A 20,207-nucleotide genomic window follows, 5' to 3' on the forward strand; every position below is an offset into this window, starting at 1 on the left:
TGATTGTGATGCAATTGAACCGGGATCCTATACGACTTCGGCCTTGAAGGCAATGCCGCGTTTTCCGCCGGAAGGGCGCAAGCAGGCCGGGCAACGGAAATCAGTGCTTGACGAGAATGGCCGCAAAAAATCCATCCATGCCGGACGTGTCGGGAGCCGTCCGGAAAAACCCATCCTCCCCGATCAGGGTGGAGGCCTCCGAAGAAGCTCCGGGAGATGAACGGATGGAAAACTCCCCGTGACGGGAGAGAAAGTTTCCGATGAGAAGCTCGTTTTCTTCGGGAAGGATCGTGCAGGTGCTGTAAACGAGACGTCCGCCGCGGCGGAGAAGAGCGGCGGCGCGATCCATGATGCCGGCCTGAAGGCGGCCGTGGGAAGAAGGGTCCTGAGGCTTCAGGCGCCATTTGATTTCCGGATTTCTCCGCAGGGTTCCCAGACCTGAACAGGGTGCGTCGACGAGAACGCGGTCGAATGTTCCCTGGAGCAATTCCCCCCATTTCGTCGAAGCATCCGCCTGGAGGGTCTCAACCATGGTAATGCCCATCTTCGCCGCCAGGCGATTCAGGGCGTCCAGCTTGCCCGGATAGAGATCCACCGCCAGAACGCGGCCCCCATTCTTCATCAGGGCGGCCAGGTGGGTCGTCTTAACGCCGACGCCGCAGCACAGGTCGAGGATTTCCTCTCCCGGCTCCGGTGAGACCAGGCGGGCAATCAACTGGGAAGCCTCGTCCTGGAGAAGGAAAAGACCCTGGCGGCCCGCGGAAGATGACCGGAGATCATCGGAGGGGCCGTTCAATTGCAATCCGTCCGGGGAGAAATGCGACTCGGTGACGGAGAATCCCTCCTCCTCCAGCAGTGCCTTTAAAAGGGGACGCGACGATTTGAGGGTGTTGACTCGAAGGGTCACGGGCGGGACCTGGTTGTTGGCGCGGCAGAGGGACAGGGTCCGCTCCGGACCGTACATCCTGCTCCAGCGGCGCACCAGCCAGAGCGGATGGGAGCAGACAACGGAGATATGCTCTTCCGGATTTTTTCCCATATCCGGGTAGGGAAAATCGTGGTTCCGTCCCCTGCGCACGGCGTTTCTCAGCAGGGCGTTCACCAGATGTTCCCGGCCGGGGTAGCGGTTCCTCGTCAGCTCGACAGCTTCATTGACCAGGGCAAAATCGGGGATCCGCTCCAGAAACAGAAACTGATAGAGGGCCGTCCTCAGAATGTTTTTGATCCCATCCTGCATGGATGCGAACTTTCCCTTGTAAAGCCGCTCAATGATCCAGTCGAGATGCCCCCTCATCCTCAGTGTGCCGTAAACCAGGGAGGTGAGGAGATGGCGGTCCGCGGCATTGGCGAGGGCATGACGGCGGAGACAGGCGTCGAGGAGGGGCTCGGCGAACGCCCCCGTTCGGTCGATGCGATCAAGGAGATCTACGGCCAGGCTGCGTGGGGAGGGAATCATTTCAGCCAAGAACCGTGTCGGGAAGCAGCTCGTAGCCCCGGAGAAAATCCGACGCGTTCATGCGCTTGCGGTTTTCCATCTGAATGTCCTTCAAGATAACATAGCCGTTTTTTGCGGTCACCGGCAATCCTTCCTTCGTTCCGCTTCCTACCTGACCGGGTTTTCCCGATACGGGCTGCTCGATTCCCCTGGCCGCAAAGATCTTCAGGGTCTTGCCGTCCAGGAACGTGTAAGCGCAGGGGGCAGGGGACAGGCCCCGGATCTGATTGACGATTGCGGAAACCTCCTGGTCCCAGCGAATACGTCCGTGCTCTTTTTTCAGCATCGGCGCATAGGAGCTCAACGAGTTATCCTGGGGGATCCTGGGCGCCTGGTGGCTCTCGAGCAGTTGAACCGCCTGAACAAGCAGATCCGCTCCAAGGGCCGCCAGGCGGTCATGAAGCTGGCCGAAGGTCTCCTCCGGGCCGATCGGGGTTTCTTCCTGAAGAAGAAGATCCCCTGTATCCAGCCCCTCATCCATGTACATGATGGTGACGCCGGTGCGGGTTTCCCCGTTGATCAGGGTCCAGTTGAGCGGCGCTGCCCCGCGATATCTGGGGAGCAGGGAGGGATGGACATTGATGCAGCCCAGGGGCGGAAAATCCAGGACCTCCCTGGGCAGGATCTGACCGAACGCGGCAACGGCGATCAGGTCCGCCGGGAACTGCTTCAGGATCTCCAGAAAGGAGGGATCTCTGACCTTCTGGGGCTGGAGAACCGGGATGCTCCAGCGGGCCGCCGCGACTTTGACCGGCGGCGCCACCAGGTGCTTTCCCCGTCCTTTCGGGCGGTCCGGCTGCGTGACAACGGCGGCGATTTCATAACCCCTTTCAACCAGCTTTTCCAGCGACGGCAGGGCAAATTCGGGGGTCCCCATGAACAGTATGGTTGGTTGCGCCATTTTGGAAAATCTCCTGTCATTCCAGCCGAATGGTTATTTCAAGCCGGCATGTCTCCTTTCGATCCATGTCAAATAGCCTGCGAAAAGCGACGGGTCAAGGCTCTTCATCGTTTTGCGAAGATCGATAAAATTCACGGTTTTTATAAATTTCAGATGGGGCTCCTGTTCGCAGAGCAGGAGCGCGCGCAGAAAAAGTCCTGCCTCGAGGCCGGGCTCAGGCGTTTGCCGGAATTTCCTCTGCAGGGCAAGATAGTCCTCCACGAGTTCCTTCAAGCCTTCATACAGACCCAGCAACCCGGGTTTGAAAAGGTCACGAAGCACGGCATGGACCGGAAGCCATGCCAGGGCAAGGGATTCATCCCCATATCGTTCCACGAGTTGATCCCTCAGGGATAGAAGATTTGAATCCTTCAGAAATTCCCAATCCAGTGCCTTCGGGTCGTTCAGACAGGCATTCAGGTAGCATTGCCGAGCCTGCGCGAACTCATGGCGCATCAGGTAGGCATCACCGAGATAGCCGTAAATAAGGGCATTTCTCGGCGAAAGAGGAAGGCAGACCTGCAGGGCCGCGATGGCCTCGTCCGGTCGACCGGCCTGCAGATAAATAAACCCCGTGGGGACCGCATTGGAAAGATAAGGGGTGCCGGCCAGGTGATGATCTTCGATCGCCTTCAGAATCCTTTTCTGAAGAGAGGAGCGGATTCCGTCCAGGATGTCCTTTGAGATGCAGGCAACTATGCCGGCATCAGCTTCAAGGGCATTCACGAGGTTGTAAAGGTAAACAGGTTCCTCGATGCCGTCGGGAGCCTGCATCAACTTTTCCTCCAGGAAATCGATGATTTGAAGGAAATGTTCAACCTGCTCCCGCGCCCGGTAGATTGCCCCATAATGCTCAATGGAATTCTTGGCTGACTGCAGGTCCAGTGACATGAGATCGGCGAGGCCGCTGTTGAGCAGGGTATAGGCATCATCGAACAGGGAAATCTGTTCAAAAACAGGATGGGCTTTCGGGCTCATGACGTTGCGGACATCCCCAAGAAGAAGGCCTCCGCTTGCCGCAGAGGCCTGTTTTTTGTTGAATCAGTCCTTATTTGTAAGGAAAGGAGGCGGATTATGGAAGACTGAAACGGCCTTCTGCATCGGCCAAGGCGATATTGACTTCCAGGACTTCATAATTGCCGTTCTTTTCCACGTTGACCTTGATCTGATCATCGGACACGTTGACATACTTCCTGACGACGTCCAGCAGTTCCTTCTGAAGAAGGGGAATGAAATCAAAAGAACCGCGATAAAGCGCATTGCGCTCATGGGCCACGATAATCTGGAGACGCTCCTTCGCGATCGCCGCGCTTTTTCGTTGCTTCAGGAAACTGAAATAGCTAAAAATATTCATGTTAATTCCCAAATAAACGAGCAAAAAAACTTCTTTTGTTCAAAAAACGGTGCGGACGATCTTCGCCGAGAAAACGCGCAACGACATCGAGATAGGCCTGTCCGGCGTCGCTGTTCTTGTCCAGCGCAACGGGAATTCCGGAATTGGAGGCCTGCAGAACCGAAGGGGACTCTGGGATAATGCCCAGCAGTGGGATCGCCAGGATTTCCTGGATATCCTTGGCGCTCATCATGTCCCCGGTGTTGACCCGCTTGGCGAAGTAACGCGTTACCAGCAGATGTTCCCGGACCGGCGCGTCTCCATTCTGCGCCCGCTTGGTTTTGCTCGCCAGGATGCCGATGATCCGGTCTGAATCGCGGACGGATGAAACTTCCGGGTTGGTCACAATAATGGCTTCGTCGGCGAAGTACATGGCCATGATCGCCCCGTGTTCGATTCCGGCCGGTGAGTCGCACACGATGAAATCAAAACGCTCCTTGAGCTCTTCAAAAACCTGCTCGATTCCTTCCACGGTCAACGTATCCTTGTCCCGGGTCTGGGATGCGGGGAGGATATAGAGGTCGTCGACGCGCTTGTCCTTGATCAACGCCTGATTGAGATTCCCCTCCCCCCTGATGACATTGACGAAATCGTAGACGACGCGGCGTTCACATCCCATGATGAGATCCAGATTACGCAATCCGATGTCAAAATCGATGACGACCGTTTTATGTCCGCGCATGGCGAGACCTGTAGCAAAAGCGGCGCTGGTCGTGGTCTTTCCCACGCCACCCTTTCCGGAGGTAACAACAATGACTCTAGCCAAGGGAAAATCTCCTTAAAACAAAATGCAATCTTATAAAAAGCAACGTCTCTGACATTAAAAACAAAAAGGGTCACACAAGATCCTGGACCCCTGCATGGCCTTGATCGTGGCTATCCTGCAAAGGGCTGGATCACCAGACGATCCTGTTCGAGATAAATCTGAACGGCCCTGCCTCTTACCGAATCGTCAAAGTCTTCATTCAGCTTGTACTGGCCCGCGATGGAAACCAGTTCCGCATCGAAATTCCGGCAGAAAATCCGGGCTTCGGAATAGCCGTGTATGCCTGCGACGGCCCGCCCCCGAAGGGCTCCGTATACGTGGATGCTTTTTCCCGCCAGAACTTCCGCCCCGGGATTGACCGCCGACAACACCACGAGATCGCCCTGGAGGGCCGCCACCTGCTGTCCGGAGCGGACGGGCTGGGATACGATCTTGTCCTTCGTTGCCGGGAGTGTCCGCTCCTCCTGCGGTTCGGTCCGGGAGATCATGGGTTTGGTGTCGGGAAGAATCCCCAGGGACAGGCTCAGCGCCACCTGACGCATCTGAGGGCTTCCTCCCCGGATTCCGACCGGCACCAGCCCGTGTTTCCTCACCAGATCGACCAGGTGCGGAACATCAAGCGGAGCATCCACATTCTGCAGCGCATTCAGATCGAGCACGAGGGGGGCGCTCTGGAAAAAATTCTTTGCCTTGCCGATTTTCTCGGCGAACTGCTGCTCAATGCGCTCCCTGTCGCTGTCGTAAAGGTAAAGCACCATCAGAGACAAAAGGTTGCCTTTCAACTCTAGGACTGGTGTATGTGCGACAGATGAGGACATGTTATCCTGTAAACATCCCGCGGGCCGATGGTTCTGGAATCTCTTGTCAGCTTTTCTGCTTCGGCAAGGGCAACGTGGTCGAACCGGTTCCCTGGATACGGATGGCAGCTTGTGATGGCCGATATTTTTCAAGTTGAGGAACTATAAATGGAAGGCTGGTTTGTGTCAAGGAAATTAGAATGGAGCGGGGAAAATTTGTCCGGATTGTCTAACATTCTGGAATTATGAAGGATGCAGAGAAACGAGTCCTGTTCGCACCCGGCAGGTTCTCCCTGGTGAACGATGCGCGTGATTTCAGCAACGGCCAACCGCCGGCCGGCGGATCGGGTAAAATTGTCTTGACTTATTCATCATTGAGCCTATCCTGAAGATCTTCATGTAATTGACATCTGCTGATCCGTAAATCTCCCTTCGGCAAGGGGAAAAGAAAGAGCTAACGAAGTCCTGCCCATTACAGTGAGGCGGGGCTTTTTTTATGGCAGAAATCCCTCAGGGGATGTGATCAATGAATTTTTTTATGGACGGAGAACGATATGAACATACACATTTTGGAACCGTTGAATCATTTTGTGAAGCTGCAGGGTGATGAATGGGAAAGCGGCTGGTGGAGCCTTGAAGAAGACAAGGCGAAAGGGTTGGTCGGCGGTGAAATCTATTTCCACAAAAAGCTGCAGGAGCCGTCTTTTTTCGGGGGGGTCATAACGGGCTACCGGGTCGAGCAGGACGGCCAGCACAGGGGCGATGTCGTTTTCACGCTCCAATATCAATCGGAATGCAGAAATGTGAGGACAGGGAAATACGGGTGGTCTAAAAAAATCAAGATCATCAGCGAGGGAGAAATCTCTTCCTGATGACCCGTCCCGTCCGGTGACGGATCAGGCCAGTCCCGATGGCCCCCTGAAAAGGCGGGCGTCCATGCGGTCAGCGAAAAATTCCCCCGGACCGTGACGGATCGGGGGAATCCAAAAACGAAGCGCGCGCCCTTGACGGGACGGCTCTGCAGGGCTATCGGCCTCGGCGGCCCGATGCTCGTGGCGAAAAATGATGAGAGGAAGGTTTTTTCGCCGGAACGGCGCTCAGGAACTCGGCGGGGAGTTCGCGTCTCGTGTGGCTGACGCTGGAGCGCCGACCTCCGCCGCTTCCTGCAGGAGCAGGCAGCGCGTAATCAAAACCTTCCAGGGTGCGCCGTTCGATTCGCTCTCCCAGGACATGCTCGATGTTTCCCACCAGATCCCGCTCCTCAGGGGTCACAAAGGAAAAGGCATCTCCCTCCTGTTCCGCCCGGCCTGTACGGCCGATGCGATGGGTATAGGCATCGACCGTGTCGGGCATGTCATAATTGATCACATGGGAGATCCGGGTAACATCGATCCCTCTGGCGGCGATGTCCGTGGCGACCAGGATCTGATACCTTCCGTTCCGAAAGCCGCTGAGAGCGTCCTGGCGCCGGCTCTGAGATAGATCGCCCTGCAGGGATGCCACGGGGAAACCGGCTGTTTTCATCTGCATCGCAACCCGTGTCGTTCGATGCTTGGTGCGCGTGAATATGAGAACCGATTCTGTCTGCGTTTCCCGCAGAAGCTTCATCAGCAGGGCTGTCTTGAGGTGCTGTTCAACGGGATACAGGGCATGGGACACCGTCGACGCAGGAGCGTCATCGCCGACCCTGAGAATCACGGGATCGCGAAGCACTTCCCTTGCGAGGAGGCGGATATCCGAGGGCATCGTGGCAGAGAACAGCAGCGTCTGACGCTTTTCCGGCGTCCTCTTGGTGATCTTCCGGATATCCGGCAGAAAACCCATATCGAACATGCGGTCCGCTTCGTCCAGAACGAGGATTTCGATCCCGGACAGGTCGGCGGCTCCCTGGTCCATCAGATCGAGCAGGCGACCCGGACAGGCGACAACGATTTCAGCTCCCTCCCGGAGCTTTGAAATCTGCGGATTTTTATTGACTCCGCCATAAACAGCGACACTTCTCAACGTTGTCTTCCTGCCCAGTTCCTCGATGGACTCATGAATCTGCTCCGCCAGTTCCCGCGTTGGCGCAACGATTAACGCACGGGTCCCTCTGCGCGGGCTGTCGATCAGGTGCTGCATGATGGGCAGCACAAACGCCGCTGTTTTACCCGTTCCGGTCTGTGCGAGCCCCATGACATCCCTGCCTTGGAGTATTACCGGAATGGATTTCTGCTGGATAGGGGTCGGTGTCGTGTAACCCATGGCCTGGATGCCGCCCTGGATCCGGGGGTGAAAATTAAACTTTGTAAAACTCATTGAAATTCCTTTTTCATGATAATTTGCCGGGATCATCCCCGGCATGGTTGTCCCTTCAGGGGACGTGATGATTGATAAATCCTTGTCTTGCGAAAACCTGTCAGGATTCCGAGGGAAGCGTTTCCTCGGAATGTCCGTTTGCCGTGTCTTCCTGTAGCTCTTCGTCTTTCTTTTCACGATGGCGCTTTGCCATTTTCTCTCTGGCTTTTTGCGCGCGCTCCATTTCCTTCTGCCGCTTGATAAATTGCTGCGGGTTTTTCCGTGCCATAACTTCTCCACTGCTTTTCGGTATGGATGCCTCGTTCCTGAAAGATGCCTCTTCGAAAAAGAAACAACCCCGGAAACCTTATTTTTAACAGGCTCCGGGGTGGAATGAACAGCCAAAACCAAATCAAAAAATTGATGACAATGCACTTTTGAGGCCCAAAAAGATCGGGGCTTTTAAATGCAGCGCGATGGGCGGGTTTTAAAGCTTGCGGACATTTCCCGCCGCAGGTCCTTTTTTTCCTTCAACGACATCGAAGCTGACCCTGTCACCCTCTGACAAGGATTTGAACCCTTCACCAAGGATGGCGGAATGATGTACAAAAACATCGTTGCCCCCGTCTTTTTCAATAAAGCCAAATCCCTTTGAATCGTTGAACCATTTTACTGTTCCTTCCGGCATTTTTCTCTCTCCTTTATATTCGGTTCCACCCAGGAACCTTTGTGAAACTGTCCAGCCACTCGACTTGAAGCGTTTAAAAAAAACCGCACATCCCTAAATCTGGTTTGTGCGGTTCGTTTTTCGTATTTTGTTAACTACAATCAAGTACTGCACTTGTGATGGAAATACCGATAACGGATTTTTATTGAAAATGCAACCGTTTTTCTAAGGATTTTCTCAGAAAAATGAAATGGCCCTTAAAAAAATGGAGCGGACAGTCAGCAGACCAGGTTGGGCAACATGATCTGCTGAAGATGGAGCCGATGCTCTTCGAAGGCCTCGTCATCCTCCCCGGCTGTAACATCCAGCAAATCGCCGAATCGAAGGCGCACCTTCGCGAAGGGCTTTGGAAGCATGAAGCGGTCCCAGCTCTGGAAATACAGGGTCCGGTCGGAGCACGTGTAGAAGGGGACAATGACGGCCCCAGCCGAACGCGCCAGGCTCAGAGCGCCCGCCTTGATGACCCCGGCCGGGCCTCGTGGGCCGTCCACAATGTGGGCGGCAAGGCCTGAGATTTCCAGCCGTTCCACCATCTCGCGCAATGCCCTGCCGCCGCTGCGGGAAGAGGACCCTCTTACGGCAAGCCAGCCGGACTTCTCGGCAATCCGGGCGATAATATCGCCGTCCCTGCTGCGGCTGATCATGAGGGACGGGTGGTAAACGGCGTAGGTTTTGAAATGATAGATTGCCGCGAAAAACTGCTGGTGCCATCCACATAGAAGAACCCTGCCACCGCCTTCCAGGTGATCCATCCAGGGCTTCTCGTTTTCGATCTGAACCCGGAAGGTCCGGCTGTAGCATCGGACAAGGTAATAAAGGGAATTCTGAATAAGGCCTATGAGAGGATACCGGTATTCTTTCAGCACGGAACTGTCTCCGATAGTTGAACATACAAGCGTTTATGAACGAGTGCTGTAGAAAACCGCAGCTTTGCCCGTGTGGTGATCGAATAAACAGCCATTCGCATCCCGGCCATCGAGCTTCACAGGTAAAGCACCATCCGCCGGGTTGTGTCAACTGTTTTGTTTTTGAATCTGGCATTCCCGGATCCCGGGGGATATGCCGCCAGGCTGCCGCCGGCCCGCAGCAAGCCCTCCTGATCCGCATATGAAGGGGTGCATATTTACGGAGCAAGACTTCCGGGAAGACCGGGAAAGGGAAATGCGGGCCGGTGAATTCGGCAGGGCGGACAGAAAAGCCCTCAAGTATTTTTTCATGGGAGGTGCACTGCCGGTGGATTATTTTTCCGTTTTCCTATAAGAACAGGCGGGTCGAAATGAGGCCGGTTAACGAGCACCGGAGGCGGTGCCGGGCATTGCCGGAGATCGATGTGAGTAGGGCATGCTTCATTTTGTCCGACCTTTGACGCCAGGGGGGAACACCGAATATGTCCAGAAAGCGGGAACAATTTGCTGATCTTCCGGATCGAGAGGGCAGCGGTTCGTCGTCGGAGATTCCTCTGTTGAGCGTCCGCGGCGGGAAGCGGCTCCGGCGTGAAGGAATACGTAATCTCCTGATCCGGGGCACCAACTGGATCGGGGACGTGGTGATGACCCTTCCGGCCATCGCGTGCATCCGCCGGACCTTTCCCAATGCGCACATCGCGATTCTCGTCAAACCCTGGGTGGCCGACGTCCTTCGCCTTTGTCCCGATGTGGACGAAATTCTGCTCTACAGAAGCCCGGGCATTCACGCAGGGCTGAAGGGGAAGGTCCGTTTGGCCGGGGAGCTGCGGGAGCGTCATTTCGACGCGGCGATCCTGCTGCAGAACGCCATCGAGGCGGCTATTCTGACCCGCATGGCGGGGATTCCGATCCGGGCCGGGTACAACAGCGACGCCCGTGGAGCCCTGCTGACCCATGCTGTCCGGCGGACCAGGGACGTGCGCCAGATCCACCAGGTGGAATATTATCGCGCCATGGTGCATGCCCTTGGCTGCGATCTGGTGGAGTCCGGGGTGATGCTGCGGCCGAGAGCAGAGGACCAGGAGCTTGCGGATCGGCTGATGGCACATCATTCCCTGGAAAAGGGGGCCTTCCTCGTGGGAATCGCACCCGGCGCGGCCTATGGACCGGCAAAAATGTGGTTTCCCGAACGTTTTGCCGCGGTGGCCGACCGGTTTGCCTCGCAGTTCAACGCACGGATTCTCCTGTTTGGCAGCTCCGGGGACCGAAAAGCCATTGAGGACGTCCAGCGGAGTTCGAGCGTCCCCCTCCTCGATCTGGCCGGACAAACCTCCCTGCGGGAGGCGATTGTCCTCATTTCCCGCTGCGGTCTCTTTGTTTCCAACGATTCCGGCTTGATGCATGTAGCCGGCGCCCTGGGAGTTCCCACTGTGGCCATCTTCGGATCCACAAATCCTGCGGCTACCTCCCCGATGGGCACAAAAACCATCGTGGTTCGGGGTAAAGCCGACTGCAGCCCATGCCTGAAAAAAGTCTGCCCGACGGATTTCCGGTGCATGAAATCCATCGGCGTGGAGGATGTGTACCAGGCGGCCAGAGCCATGATGGAGGCGTAGGGGCGTTTGGCCAGTCCTTCTTCCTGGGAGGTATCAGGGAGTCAAAAAGAGGAATAAAAATGCTTTGACAGGGTTGTCCTCATATGCTAGGGGACACAATCACTTGGGGTAACGGAGTTATTTCCCTGCGTGCTTCCAGGACATTCTTTAAACGTGCATTTCTGATCCATCCGTTCAGCCTTCCGGGTATTCGGAGCTGCGCAGGGCAACAGGACCTTTTTTTTCATGGCGACCAATCTGAGTCATCTAGTTCAGGCAGACACAAGCAGAATTTCCAGCATCTGTTATTTTTATTATTATTATTACGGTGGAATGCGCTTGTGTGCCTTTTCGCGGTAGTTAAAAAAGGCCATGGGCGCAAAGCCCATGGCCTTTTAAATTTTGGACGGACAGCGCTGCTGCCGGTTTGTTTGTACGAACGAACCTGGCCCTTCTGTGCGCTGTAAGCAGAAACAAACAATAAACTGCTAACCTTTATAAAGGAGGATTTATGAATATCAAACTGTCCAATGGGAAAGTGCTCCCAGTGGAAATGCACAAGATCAAGATCATTCAGCAAACACGGCTGCCAAGCGCCGATGAGCGGTTGAAGGCCATGGAGGAGGCGGGCTACAACACCTTCCTGCTTCGAACCCGGAACGTTTTCCTGGATATGTTGACGGACAGCGGCACCAACGCCATGAGCGACAACCAGCTGGGCGCCATGATGGTGGCCGATGACGCCTATGCCGGAAGCGAAAGCTTTTACAAACTGGAGGATTCCGTCAGGGACGTGTTCGGAACCCAGTACCTGCTCCCGGTGCATCAGGGGCGGGCCGCTGAGCACCTCCTGGCCAAGGTTTTGGTCAAGCCTGGCGACGTGGTTCCCATGAACTATCACTTTACGACCACCAAGGCCCATTTCACCCTGGCCGGGGGAACCGTCCTGGAGATTTTCACCGATGAAGCCCTGAAGACGGACAGCAAAGAGCCTTTCAAAGGCAATATCGATGAGAATAAATTTCTCGATGTCATCAAGACCTATGGGCCGGAGCACATTTCCTTCGTCCGGATGGAAGCCACAACCAACCTGCTGGGCGGACAGCCCTTTTCCATGGCAAATTACAAAAGGATCAAGGAAATCGCCGCGGAAAACAAGGTGAAATTCGTCCTGGACGCCAGCCTGATCTCCGAGCAGGCCTATTTCATCAAACAGCGGGAACCCGGTTACGAGAACCGCTCCGTTGCGGAAATTATCAGGGAGCTGGCGGACTTGGCGGATATCGTTTACCTCTCCGGAAGGAAGAGCTGTGCCGTCCGGGGCGGGTTTATCGCCACCAACACCAAGGAAATCTATGATCTCATTCTTCCCTGGCTTCCCGTCTACGAAGGATTTGCAACCTATGGCGGCATGTCCACGAAAGAGATCGAGGCCATGGCCGTGGGCGTCCGGGAAATGACCCAGTACAGCGTTGCGAGCAGTTCGGCGGATATGATCCAGTATTTTGCCGAACGGTTAAAGGAGCGGGGCATTCCCGTGGTGACCCCTCCGGGTGGGCTGGCCTGCCATATTGACGCAACCCGTTTTCTGCCCGACCTGTCCCCCGACAAATACATCGCCGGTTCCCTGGCCGCGGCTGTCTATCTTGTATCCGGCGCGAGGGGAATGGAGCGTGGCACCGTGTCGGAGCAGCGGGAACCCGACGGTACCGAGGTCTTTTCAAACCTGGAGCTCCTGAGGCTTGCCGTACCGCGCCGGACTTACACCATCTCGCAGATCGATTACGTCGTTGACCGGGTTTGCTGGCTCTTAAGTCACCGGGATCTGATCAAAGGGCTGATCTTTTACGAAGAGCCGCCCATCCTGCGCTTCTTCTTCGGCAAGATGAGGGCCATTGACAACTGGGGCGCAAATCTTGTCGAGGCCTTCAAAAAAGATTTCGGTCCGGACCTGTAAGATTATCACAGACAAAGGTTTTTCGGGCACCCGGCTAAACTCCGAATGCCCGGAAAACCTGTCTTTTAGCTTTCCGCCCAAAAAGCAGGATTTCTGCTTCCTGTTGGCCGTTCAGCCGCCTCGATCAAAACCCGCTGGTTTCTTCAGCGTGACTGCAGCCGTGACACGGCCGGTCGTATCGTTCCGCTTAACCGTGAAAATTCAACAGGTCGTGGTCTTTCTGCCCAGTCAGAAAGACAAAAGCGAAGGTATACTTCCTTGACGCAGCGTTTCGACTCTGCTGAAGGGAAAAAGCATTCACCCATCCCCTGACCTGCAACGGACGATCACTGATTCGATCCGCTTCCCATGGCTTTTCAACGTCTTAATCGTATCTTTCAGCGCATTCCCAATTTGTTTCCGGGGTTCCATTGCGCGACCGACTCTGTAATCTTCTCGTCGGACGATCCGCCGATTCAGGCCAGAAATTCCCAATGGTTTAAATGAGGGCGGAAGTGCTCATGGACACGCTGTTGCCCCTTCCAATTAAATGCTTCATCGAAGGTGAATTTTATAAACATTTATGAGGGAGTGGGAATGAAAGATGTAAATCCACAAACATGTCGTTACGTGGTATGCCGCCCTTGATCAGTACACTTTATCAGTGGCGAGCTTTGCTTCGGGACCGTATTCAGGAGGGTTCAGCATGAGCAGTTCAGTAAACTATCCAGGTAAGTCGCTTCGGAACCTCATCTTAAAAAAAGGGCGCTGCCACGGGGGGGCTTGGAACGGGAATCCGCCCATTGTCAAGGGCAGGGATCCTCTTCCCGGCATTGCGATGTCGTTCATGGCCTGCCTGTTCTTTGCCTTCTTGTTCGTTATTCTTGGATGTCGGGACCAAGAATCCGCCTTGCCTTACAAGATACTCGACTCGGGAATATGGGCTGAGGAAGCAGGAATTGAATCAACCGGTTGGATTGATAACGAACACGTTTTGTTCATCACGAATAAGACATTGAAACCAAGCGGAAGCATCCCCATGGCCAAGTTTTTGACCGTCTGGAATCCGGATTCCGGGAAGGTTGATTTTTATCATCAAGCTTTCGGCTTTCAGTGCGTGCGCAAGGGAAATGTGTTCTTTTGGGAAAACAGTGGCTCAAATTCGAAAGCAACAAAATGGGAGTCGACAATATATCGTGGCAATGTGAAAAATCCTAAGGAGCACCCTGCCCCGAGGCCGAGTATGGAAATCGACAGTTCATTTGACTGCGATTGGGTGCCTGGGGAAAGTTTTGGAAGAGCGCCCGTCCGGGCCCCTCACACATACAAATTGAAGGACAAAAATTATATCGAGTTTACAGAACTTCCCAGTAACTCATCCCAGGGAAAAATGATTTACCATGAAAAGCCGGGAACAAAAGGTATCCCTTTGCCCTTTTATCTCTCTCTGGCGTATCACATTTCCTACAGCGAATTTCTGGATGCGTATGTCATTGTTGGAGATAAGCATTCTGTTTATCCAAAACCCGACACCCGGTCATTCTGGATACTGGAGCGTAGCGGTCAGTTGAAAAGCATACCCTATCCGCAGTCCCTGTTGAAGGGGGCTGTGGAAAATATCTATCCTTTAAAAAGAGGGTATCTGGCCCGTTATTCCCAGGATCAGAAAAAAGGAGCCGGTTCCGATGATCGTGGCCTTTGGCTCATTGATGGTGAAAAATCCGTCCGCCTGATTGTCGGCGACATGGGTTCCGTAGCTGTTTCACCTGATGGCTGTAGAGCAGCCTTTATCCACGCAAAGAATATCAAAGAATATTTCTCCCAGAAGAACCCCTATCGCACAGTCAAGGTCATCGATTTCTGTGAAGGAGAGAATAAGCCATGATCACGTCGGAAGAAGCAAGAATCCTGTCGAAGGCAGGCCATGCATCCTATGACAATTTGGTAGCGAATAATCAGTACCAGATCGAAAGACATATTAATGAATCAAAAACAGGTTTTGACTGTACGATATATCGTAAAATTGGAACAAATGAATTTATTGTTGCTTTTGCAGGCACCAAGGACGGGCAGGATGTTGCGGCGGATGTAGCTTTAGGAACAGAGCAGTGGAAAGCGGCAAGGCTTCGTGTTCTTGACAGTCTGAAAGACCTTCAGGCCATCAATATTTCCTTTACTGGTCATAGCTTGGGTGGGGCAATTGCACAGTATGCTGCATATGATTATATACGCCGTAATCCGAATAATCATGCTGACGTCAAATTGTGCACTTTCAATGGGTTAGGTGGCAAGGACGGGCTTGCTAAAATGTACTCTGATGATTTTTCTTCTGGTACCTTTGACAAGATTGTCCGTCAAATCGAGTCCGCTCACTTTTTCGCATCCTCCTCTGGCACCTCTGATATTGTTTCACGCCTCGGCGGAGGGCATCTGGGCGGGAATACTTACGAAATAAAGATGACCACACTCAAGGCGGGTTTAGTGACCATTCACCAAGCCTGGAATGATTTCTTCAACCTTACGATACCCGAAGTCACCACCTCTCCTGATTATATCCACATCCCAAGGGCCCAGAAGATCGCTGAGATCGTTACATACCTGGGATCAGACGGAAAGATGGCAGACTTGGAGGGCTGGTTTAAAGCGGCAGGCGGTGTGCTGATTGCTTTTAGTTTGTTGTCCGATTCTGAGCTTAATGAAATTTTCAATGCATTGAATACAAGCCACTTTATCGCAGACAGTAATCAGGTTAGAGAGCTACCACTTCTTGCACGTCTCAGCTTTGCAATACTCGGACTTAAAGCATTTAACGATGGTCAAATCATCCATCTTGCAACAAATGTTCAGGAGATGACGGTCCAGGCCATTAAGGATACCGTAATGGCAATGGAGGAAGCGAACAAAATACTTCAAGCTGCTTGGGAGGAAGCAATTGAAACAGCCTCGGATTCAATCGAAATCACCGCCGAACTATATACCACGACTTTTAATTTCGCCGTGGCAAGAATAGCTGATTTACTCAGCATGTACAGTAATGCAGTTGATTATAACTCCAGCAACTGGAGTGAAATTCAAGTGTTAGGTAAACAGGTTGTCTCTTGGATAAATGATCAACTTCTGTTTTTCAGCAACAATGCAATGGGAGTAATCAATGTTTTTCTTGAAATAGTCGATTGCAATAGTCTTGGCGCAGCACTGCTCCGCAGCCTTTTCAACGCCGCAGAAGCCGTAATCAGTCCGATTGTGTTGGATCTGGATGGGGATGGGGTGGAGACGACCGGGGTGAAGGCCGGTGTTTACTTCGATCACGACGCGAACGGTTTTGCTGAACAGACGGGATGGGCAAAGCCTGACGATGGGCTGCTTGTCCTCGACAGAAACGGAAACGGGGCCATCGATAGTGGCCGGGAGCTTTTCGGCAGTCAGACCTTGCTGGCAAGTGGAAGCAGAGCCGCCAATGGCTTCCAGGCATTGGCTGAACTTGACGGGAATGCGGACGGGAAAATCGATGCAAACGATGCCGCCTACGGGAACTTGAAGATATGGCAGGATCTGGACCGAGATGGTTATTCAAATCTGGGGGAACTTAAAAGCCTCTCCGAGATGGGCATCGTCTCGATCGATACCGGTTTTACGGATTCCACGGTGGTTGATGGCAGTGGCAATGCCCATAGGCAGGTTGGCTCCTATCAAAAAGCTGACGGCACAACGGGAATCGCCGCTGACGTCTGGTTCCTGGCGGATAAAATGTTTACGATGGCTGCCGAAACGCCGGATATCCCGGCGGATATCGCCGTTTTGCCTCATTTGCGAGGTTCCGGCAATGTTTATGATCTGCATGAGGCTATGGTGAGGGATTCCAGCGGGACGCTGAAACTTCTCATCCAGCAGTTTATCGATGCAGCCGAACCGGTTGTCCGGACCGGGCTGATGGACCAGATCCTTTTCAAATGGACGGGAAGCGACGGCGTCTCTCCTACCAGCCGTGGCCCCTTTTTCGATGCACGAAAACTGGCGGTTTTGGAACAGATGATTGGCGAGGATTTTCTTCAAGGTGCCAATCCGGATCCGGGGCCAGGGGCGATTCATCCTCTTGATGATGCATACACGATCTTGGAGGAATCCCTATATGGCTCCCTCATGGCTCAGACACATCTCAAGGATGTTTACTCACAAATCACCTATTACTGGGACGTGGACGATTCGTCCATCAGAGGCGACCTCAGTGGTGCAATCACATATATCCGGAATGAACTGGATGGGGATCTTGATTCGGGAAAGCAGATCCTGGCTGAATTCGTAAGAACCCTGAGGGGGATGAATGCAGATGAACAGACTAATTTTTCTTCCTTTTGTGATGCCTTTGCCTCCCAGGGTGAGGAACTGATTCAGATTATTGAAGAAGCAGGCAGAAACGTGATTTTCCTGGGAACAGGCAATGACTCAATACCGGAAAGTGGTTTAAAGGATCTGATCTATGGGTATGGTGGGGATGATAATCTCCTGGGTGGAAGGAACAATGATAAGATCGATGGAGGTGAAGGGAACGATTCACTTAACGGTGGTTCCGGCAGTGATATTTTGCAGGGGGGGCCGGGAGATGACAGCCTTGCGGGCGGTTCGGGAAATGATATTTTGAACGGCGGCCCAGGAAACGATTATCTGCAGGGGAATGAGGGCAGCGATACGTATCGGTTTACGCGGGGATATGGTGAAGACCGGATCGTGAACCCGGATGACGGCGATGCCGGTGTTGACACCCTGCAGTTCACGAGAGGGGTCAACCGCAGAGATGTGGAGTTCATCATGACGGCCGGCAATGAACTGAATGTCCGGATCAAGGATACGGCTGACTCGATTTTTATTCATCGCTGGTTTTTGTCCGATGCGAACTACCGTCTGGACCGCTTCCAATTTTCAGATGGTGAGATCCTGACAGCGTCGCAACTGGAAGCGAAGGGATACACTCTTTACGGCACGACGTATGATGACAATCGCAGTGGATCGTCATCCAACGACAAAATGTACGGCTATGAAGGCAACGACATCCTCCGGGGCGGTGCAGGAAATGACACCTTGCAGGGCGGTCCGGGAGATGACAACCTTACGGGCGGTTCGGGAAATGACATGTTGATTGGCGGCGCAGGCAGAGATAATCTTGAGGGGAATGAGGGCAGCGATACGTATCGGTTTACGCGGGGATGTGGTGAAGACCGAATTGTGAACCCGGATGACGGCGATGCCGGTGTTGACACCCTGCAGTTCACGGGAGGGGTCAACCGCAGAGATGTGGAGTTCATCATGACGGCCGGCAATGAACTGAATGTCCGGATCAAGGATACGGTTGACTCGATTTTTATTCATCGCTGGTTTTCTACCGATGCGAACTACCGCCTGGACCGCTTCCAATTTTCGGATGGGGAGATCCTGACAACGTCGCAACTGGAAGCGAAGGGATACACTGTTTACGGCACGTCGTATCATGACAATCGCAATGGATCGTCATCCAACGACAAAATGTACGGCTATGAAGGCAACGACATCCTCAGGGGCGGTGCAGGAAACGACACCTTACAGGGCGGTCCGGGAGATGACAACCTTACGGGCGGTTCGGGAAATGATATTTTGAACGGCGGCGCAGGCAGAGATAATCTTGAGGGGAATGAGGGCAGCGATACGTATCGGTTTACGCGGGGATATGGTGAGGACCGGATCGTAAACCCGGATGACGGCGATGCCGGTGTTGACACCCTTCAGTTTACGGGAGGAGTCAACCGAGGCGATGTGGAGTTCATCATGACGGCCGGCAATGAACTGAATGTCCGGATCAAGGATACGGGTGACGCGATCTCTATCAATCGCTGGTTTTCTTCCGATGCGAACTACCGCTTGGACCGCTTCCAATTTTCGGATGGGGAGATCCTGACAGCGGCGCAACTGGAGGAGGAAGGATACACTGTTTACGGCACGACATATGATGACAATCGCAGCGGATCGACGTCCCATGACAAAATGTACGGCTATGAGGGCAACGACATCCTCAAAGGCGGTGCGGGAAATGATCGATTGGATGGCGGCCCGGGTGCGGATTCCATGTTCGGCAATGCAGGGAATGATGTCTATGTGGTTGACAACCTGAAGGATTACATTTTTGAAGACGCAAACGAAGGAACCGATACGGTCCGGAGCTCGATTTCCTACAGCCTGGGAAGCCATGTTGAGAAGTTGACTCTGACGGGCAGTGCTGCGATCAATGGAACCGGTAATGCTTGGAAGAATGTTTTGACCGGCAACGGTAAGATCAACCTTTTAAGTGCAGGCGCAGGAAGCGACACCCTCAATGGGCGTGCCGGGAACGATGTGCTGGACGGCGGCACAGGCAGCGACACGTACCTGTTTCGCCCCGGTGACGGCCGGGATGTCATTCAGGACTGCAGCACGCTGCGGGAGGATGTTGATACACTGCGGTTGACGGGCGGCATCGGGCGGAACGATCCCGTCATTGTGAAGCAGAGCGACGATCTCTACCTGTTCCTCGATGAATCGAATTATGTCGTGATTGAAGACCAGTTTTTGAATGGGGATCATGGCGTGGAGCGCGTGGAAGTCGCCGACGGTTATTACCTGGCGAGACCGGATCTTGAGAACATCGTCAATACGATGAGCGCCATCAACAGCGATCCCGGCATGGATGCCCTCCAGAAGTACAATGCCATGCAGGTCGATCTGACCTACATCGGCACAATGGCCCAGAGCTGGCAGCTCTGAAACGGCCCAAGTCGGGACGGGTTATGGGCCGGGGCCTGCCCCCGGCAGACGGTGGAAGCAGGCATGATCCCAGGCGGAAATCCCACGGGAAGGTGCGAAGGGTGGGGGCTGTTCGAATTATAAAATATCTTGACTTCACGGAGACATAAATATAGTGTAACCGCAAATTTGAAGGCGTTTTATCCGGCTTTCCCCCTGGTCGGCATCGCGGGGTCTGATCCGGTAAAAAGACTCTTCAAATTCGTTATTTTCTGATCAATAGACACGATTCTTCTGTTTTTCCGTAGGAATAACAAAGTTGTCAACTGGAGCGGGAGGGTTCTTAGATGTCGGAGAGAAAGATCTGTGCCATTTGTGCATGGAGAGCCAATTGCCAGAAGCGATTCAACGTGGTTACCGATTCCATGGGAAATGTCCGCTGCCCGGATTACAGCCGTGATCTGTCCATCAAGGATAGGGACATTGATGAGGCGGAGAAGAAGGATCGCAGTTCCTGAAAAGGAAGGGCAGGGCGCGGCACGGGGAACATTCCATTCGACGTAAGATATGAAAGTGCAGGTGGCATTGGGGTTGTTGCCCGCATTCCGGAAAGTTGGCCTCGAAGGCCA

General features: G+C 53.7%; 16 protein-coding genes. 6 read left to right on the top strand and 10 right to left on the bottom strand.

Annotated elements, in window-relative coordinates; genetic code table 11:
* Window positions 1–100 precede the first annotated feature (100 nt).
* The 6 genes from rsmB to minC form a co-directional block, all read right to left on the bottom strand.
* On the bottom strand, window positions 101–1,456 hold the full coding sequence (gene rsmB / locus ACJ77P_RS05000; RefSeq protein ID WP_367361402.1) for a 16S rRNA (cytosine(967)-C(5))-methyltransferase RsmB: 1,356 nt from the start codon (window positions 1,454–1,456) through the stop codon (window positions 101–103).
* 1 nt (window position 1,457) lies between these two features.
* Window positions 1,458–2,396 (bottom strand): methionyl-tRNA formyltransferase, encoded by a 939-nt coding sequence (fmt, locus tag ACJ77P_RS05005; protein WP_408999157.1) that lies wholly within the window; start codon window positions 2,394–2,396, stop codon window positions 1,458–1,460.
* Window positions 2,397–2,429: 33 nt separating this feature from the next.
* Window positions 2,430–3,413 carry a hypothetical protein gene (locus ACJ77P_RS05010; RefSeq protein ID WP_408999158.1) on the bottom strand — a complete coding sequence of 328 codons (984 nt, stop codon included), beginning with the start codon at window positions 3,411–3,413 and terminating at the stop codon, window positions 2,430–2,432.
* A gap of 94 nt (window positions 3,414–3,507) precedes the next feature.
* A complete protein-coding gene (gene minE / locus ACJ77P_RS05015; protein WP_408999159.1) occupies window positions 3,508–3,789 on the bottom strand; it encodes a cell division topological specificity factor MinE in 282 nt (93 codons plus the stop codon).
* Between the two features lies 1 nt (window position 3,790).
* Entirely contained in the window at window positions 3,791–4,594 is an 804-nt protein-coding gene (gene minD / locus ACJ77P_RS05020; protein WP_408999160.1) for a septum site-determining protein MinD, read from the bottom strand.
* A 110-nt stretch (window positions 4,595–4,704) separates the two neighbouring features.
* On the bottom strand, window positions 4,705–5,412 hold the full coding sequence (gene minC, locus ACJ77P_RS05025; RefSeq protein WP_367361371.1) for a septum site-determining protein MinC: 708 nt from the start codon (window positions 5,410–5,412) through the stop codon (window positions 4,705–4,707).
* Window positions 5,413–5,945: 533 nt separating this feature from the next.
* On the opposite strand from minC, the gene ACJ77P_RS05030 reads away from it, so the two are divergent.
* Window positions 5,946–6,263, top strand: a complete 318-nt coding sequence (locus ACJ77P_RS05030) for a hypothetical protein (RefSeq protein WP_408999161.1) — start codon at window positions 5,946–5,948, stop codon at window positions 6,261–6,263.
* Between the two features lie 154 nt (window positions 6,264–6,417).
* Here the strand turns inward: ACJ77P_RS05030 and ACJ77P_RS05035 are convergent, their stop codons facing one another.
* The 4 genes from ACJ77P_RS05035 to ACJ77P_RS05050 all read right to left on the bottom strand — a co-directional run bounded on the left by ACJ77P_RS05035 (window position 6,418) and on the right by ACJ77P_RS05050 (window position 9,261).
* Window positions 6,418–7,689, bottom strand: coding sequence for a DEAD/DEAH box helicase (locus ACJ77P_RS05035; RefSeq protein ID WP_367361373.1), 1,272 nt, complete (start codon window positions 7,687–7,689; stop codon window positions 6,418–6,420).
* 100 nt (window positions 7,690–7,789) lie between these two features.
* Window positions 7,790–7,957 (bottom strand): hypothetical protein, encoded by a 168-nt coding sequence (locus ACJ77P_RS05040; RefSeq protein WP_367361374.1) that lies wholly within the window; start codon window positions 7,955–7,957, stop codon window positions 7,790–7,792.
* A 198-nt stretch (window positions 7,958–8,155) separates the two neighbouring features.
* A complete protein-coding gene (locus tag ACJ77P_RS05045) occupies window positions 8,156–8,356 on the bottom strand; it encodes a cold-shock protein (protein WP_367361375.1) in 201 nt (66 codons plus the stop codon).
* Window positions 8,357–8,613: 257 nt separating this feature from the next.
* Window positions 8,614–9,261 carry a lysophospholipid acyltransferase family protein gene (locus tag ACJ77P_RS05050; RefSeq protein ID WP_367361376.1) on the bottom strand — a complete coding sequence of 216 codons (648 nt, stop codon included), beginning with the start codon at window positions 9,259–9,261 and terminating at the stop codon, window positions 8,614–8,616.
* Window positions 9,262–9,782: 521 nt separating this feature from the next.
* On the opposite strand from ACJ77P_RS05050, the gene waaF reads away from it, so the two are divergent.
* From waaF to ACJ77P_RS05075, 5 genes are all read left to right on the top strand, one after another.
* Window positions 9,783–10,916, top strand: coding sequence for a lipopolysaccharide heptosyltransferase II (waaF, locus tag ACJ77P_RS05055; protein ID WP_408999162.1), 1,134 nt, complete (start codon window positions 9,783–9,785; stop codon window positions 10,914–10,916).
* 490 nt (window positions 10,917–11,406) lie between these two features.
* Window positions 11,407–12,852, top strand: a complete 1,446-nt coding sequence (locus ACJ77P_RS05060; protein WP_367361378.1) for a tryptophanase — start codon at window positions 11,407–11,409, stop codon at window positions 12,850–12,852.
* A 685-nt stretch (window positions 12,853–13,537) separates the two neighbouring features.
* Window positions 13,538–14,716, top strand: a complete 1,179-nt coding sequence (locus ACJ77P_RS05065; protein ID WP_408999163.1) for a hypothetical protein — start codon at window positions 13,538–13,540, stop codon at window positions 14,714–14,716.
* Window positions 14,713–19,599 carry a calcium-binding protein gene (locus ACJ77P_RS05070; protein WP_408999164.1) on the top strand — a complete coding sequence of 1,629 codons (4,887 nt, stop codon included), beginning with the start codon at window positions 14,713–14,715 and terminating at the stop codon, window positions 19,597–19,599. Before ACJ77P_RS05065 ends, ACJ77P_RS05070 begins: the two co-directional genes overlap by 4 nt.
* A 326-nt stretch (window positions 19,600–19,925) precedes the next feature.
* Window positions 19,926–20,096: a hypothetical protein gene (locus tag ACJ77P_RS05075; RefSeq protein WP_367361381.1), complete on the top strand. Its 171-nt coding sequence runs from the start codon at window positions 19,926–19,928 to the stop codon at window positions 20,094–20,096.
* Window positions 20,097–20,207 lie beyond the last annotated feature (111 nt).

Source organism: Syntrophus buswellii (assembly GCF_046097065.1).
Classification (GTDB): domain Bacteria; phylum Desulfobacterota; class Syntrophia; order Syntrophales; family Syntrophaceae; genus Syntrophus; species Syntrophus buswellii.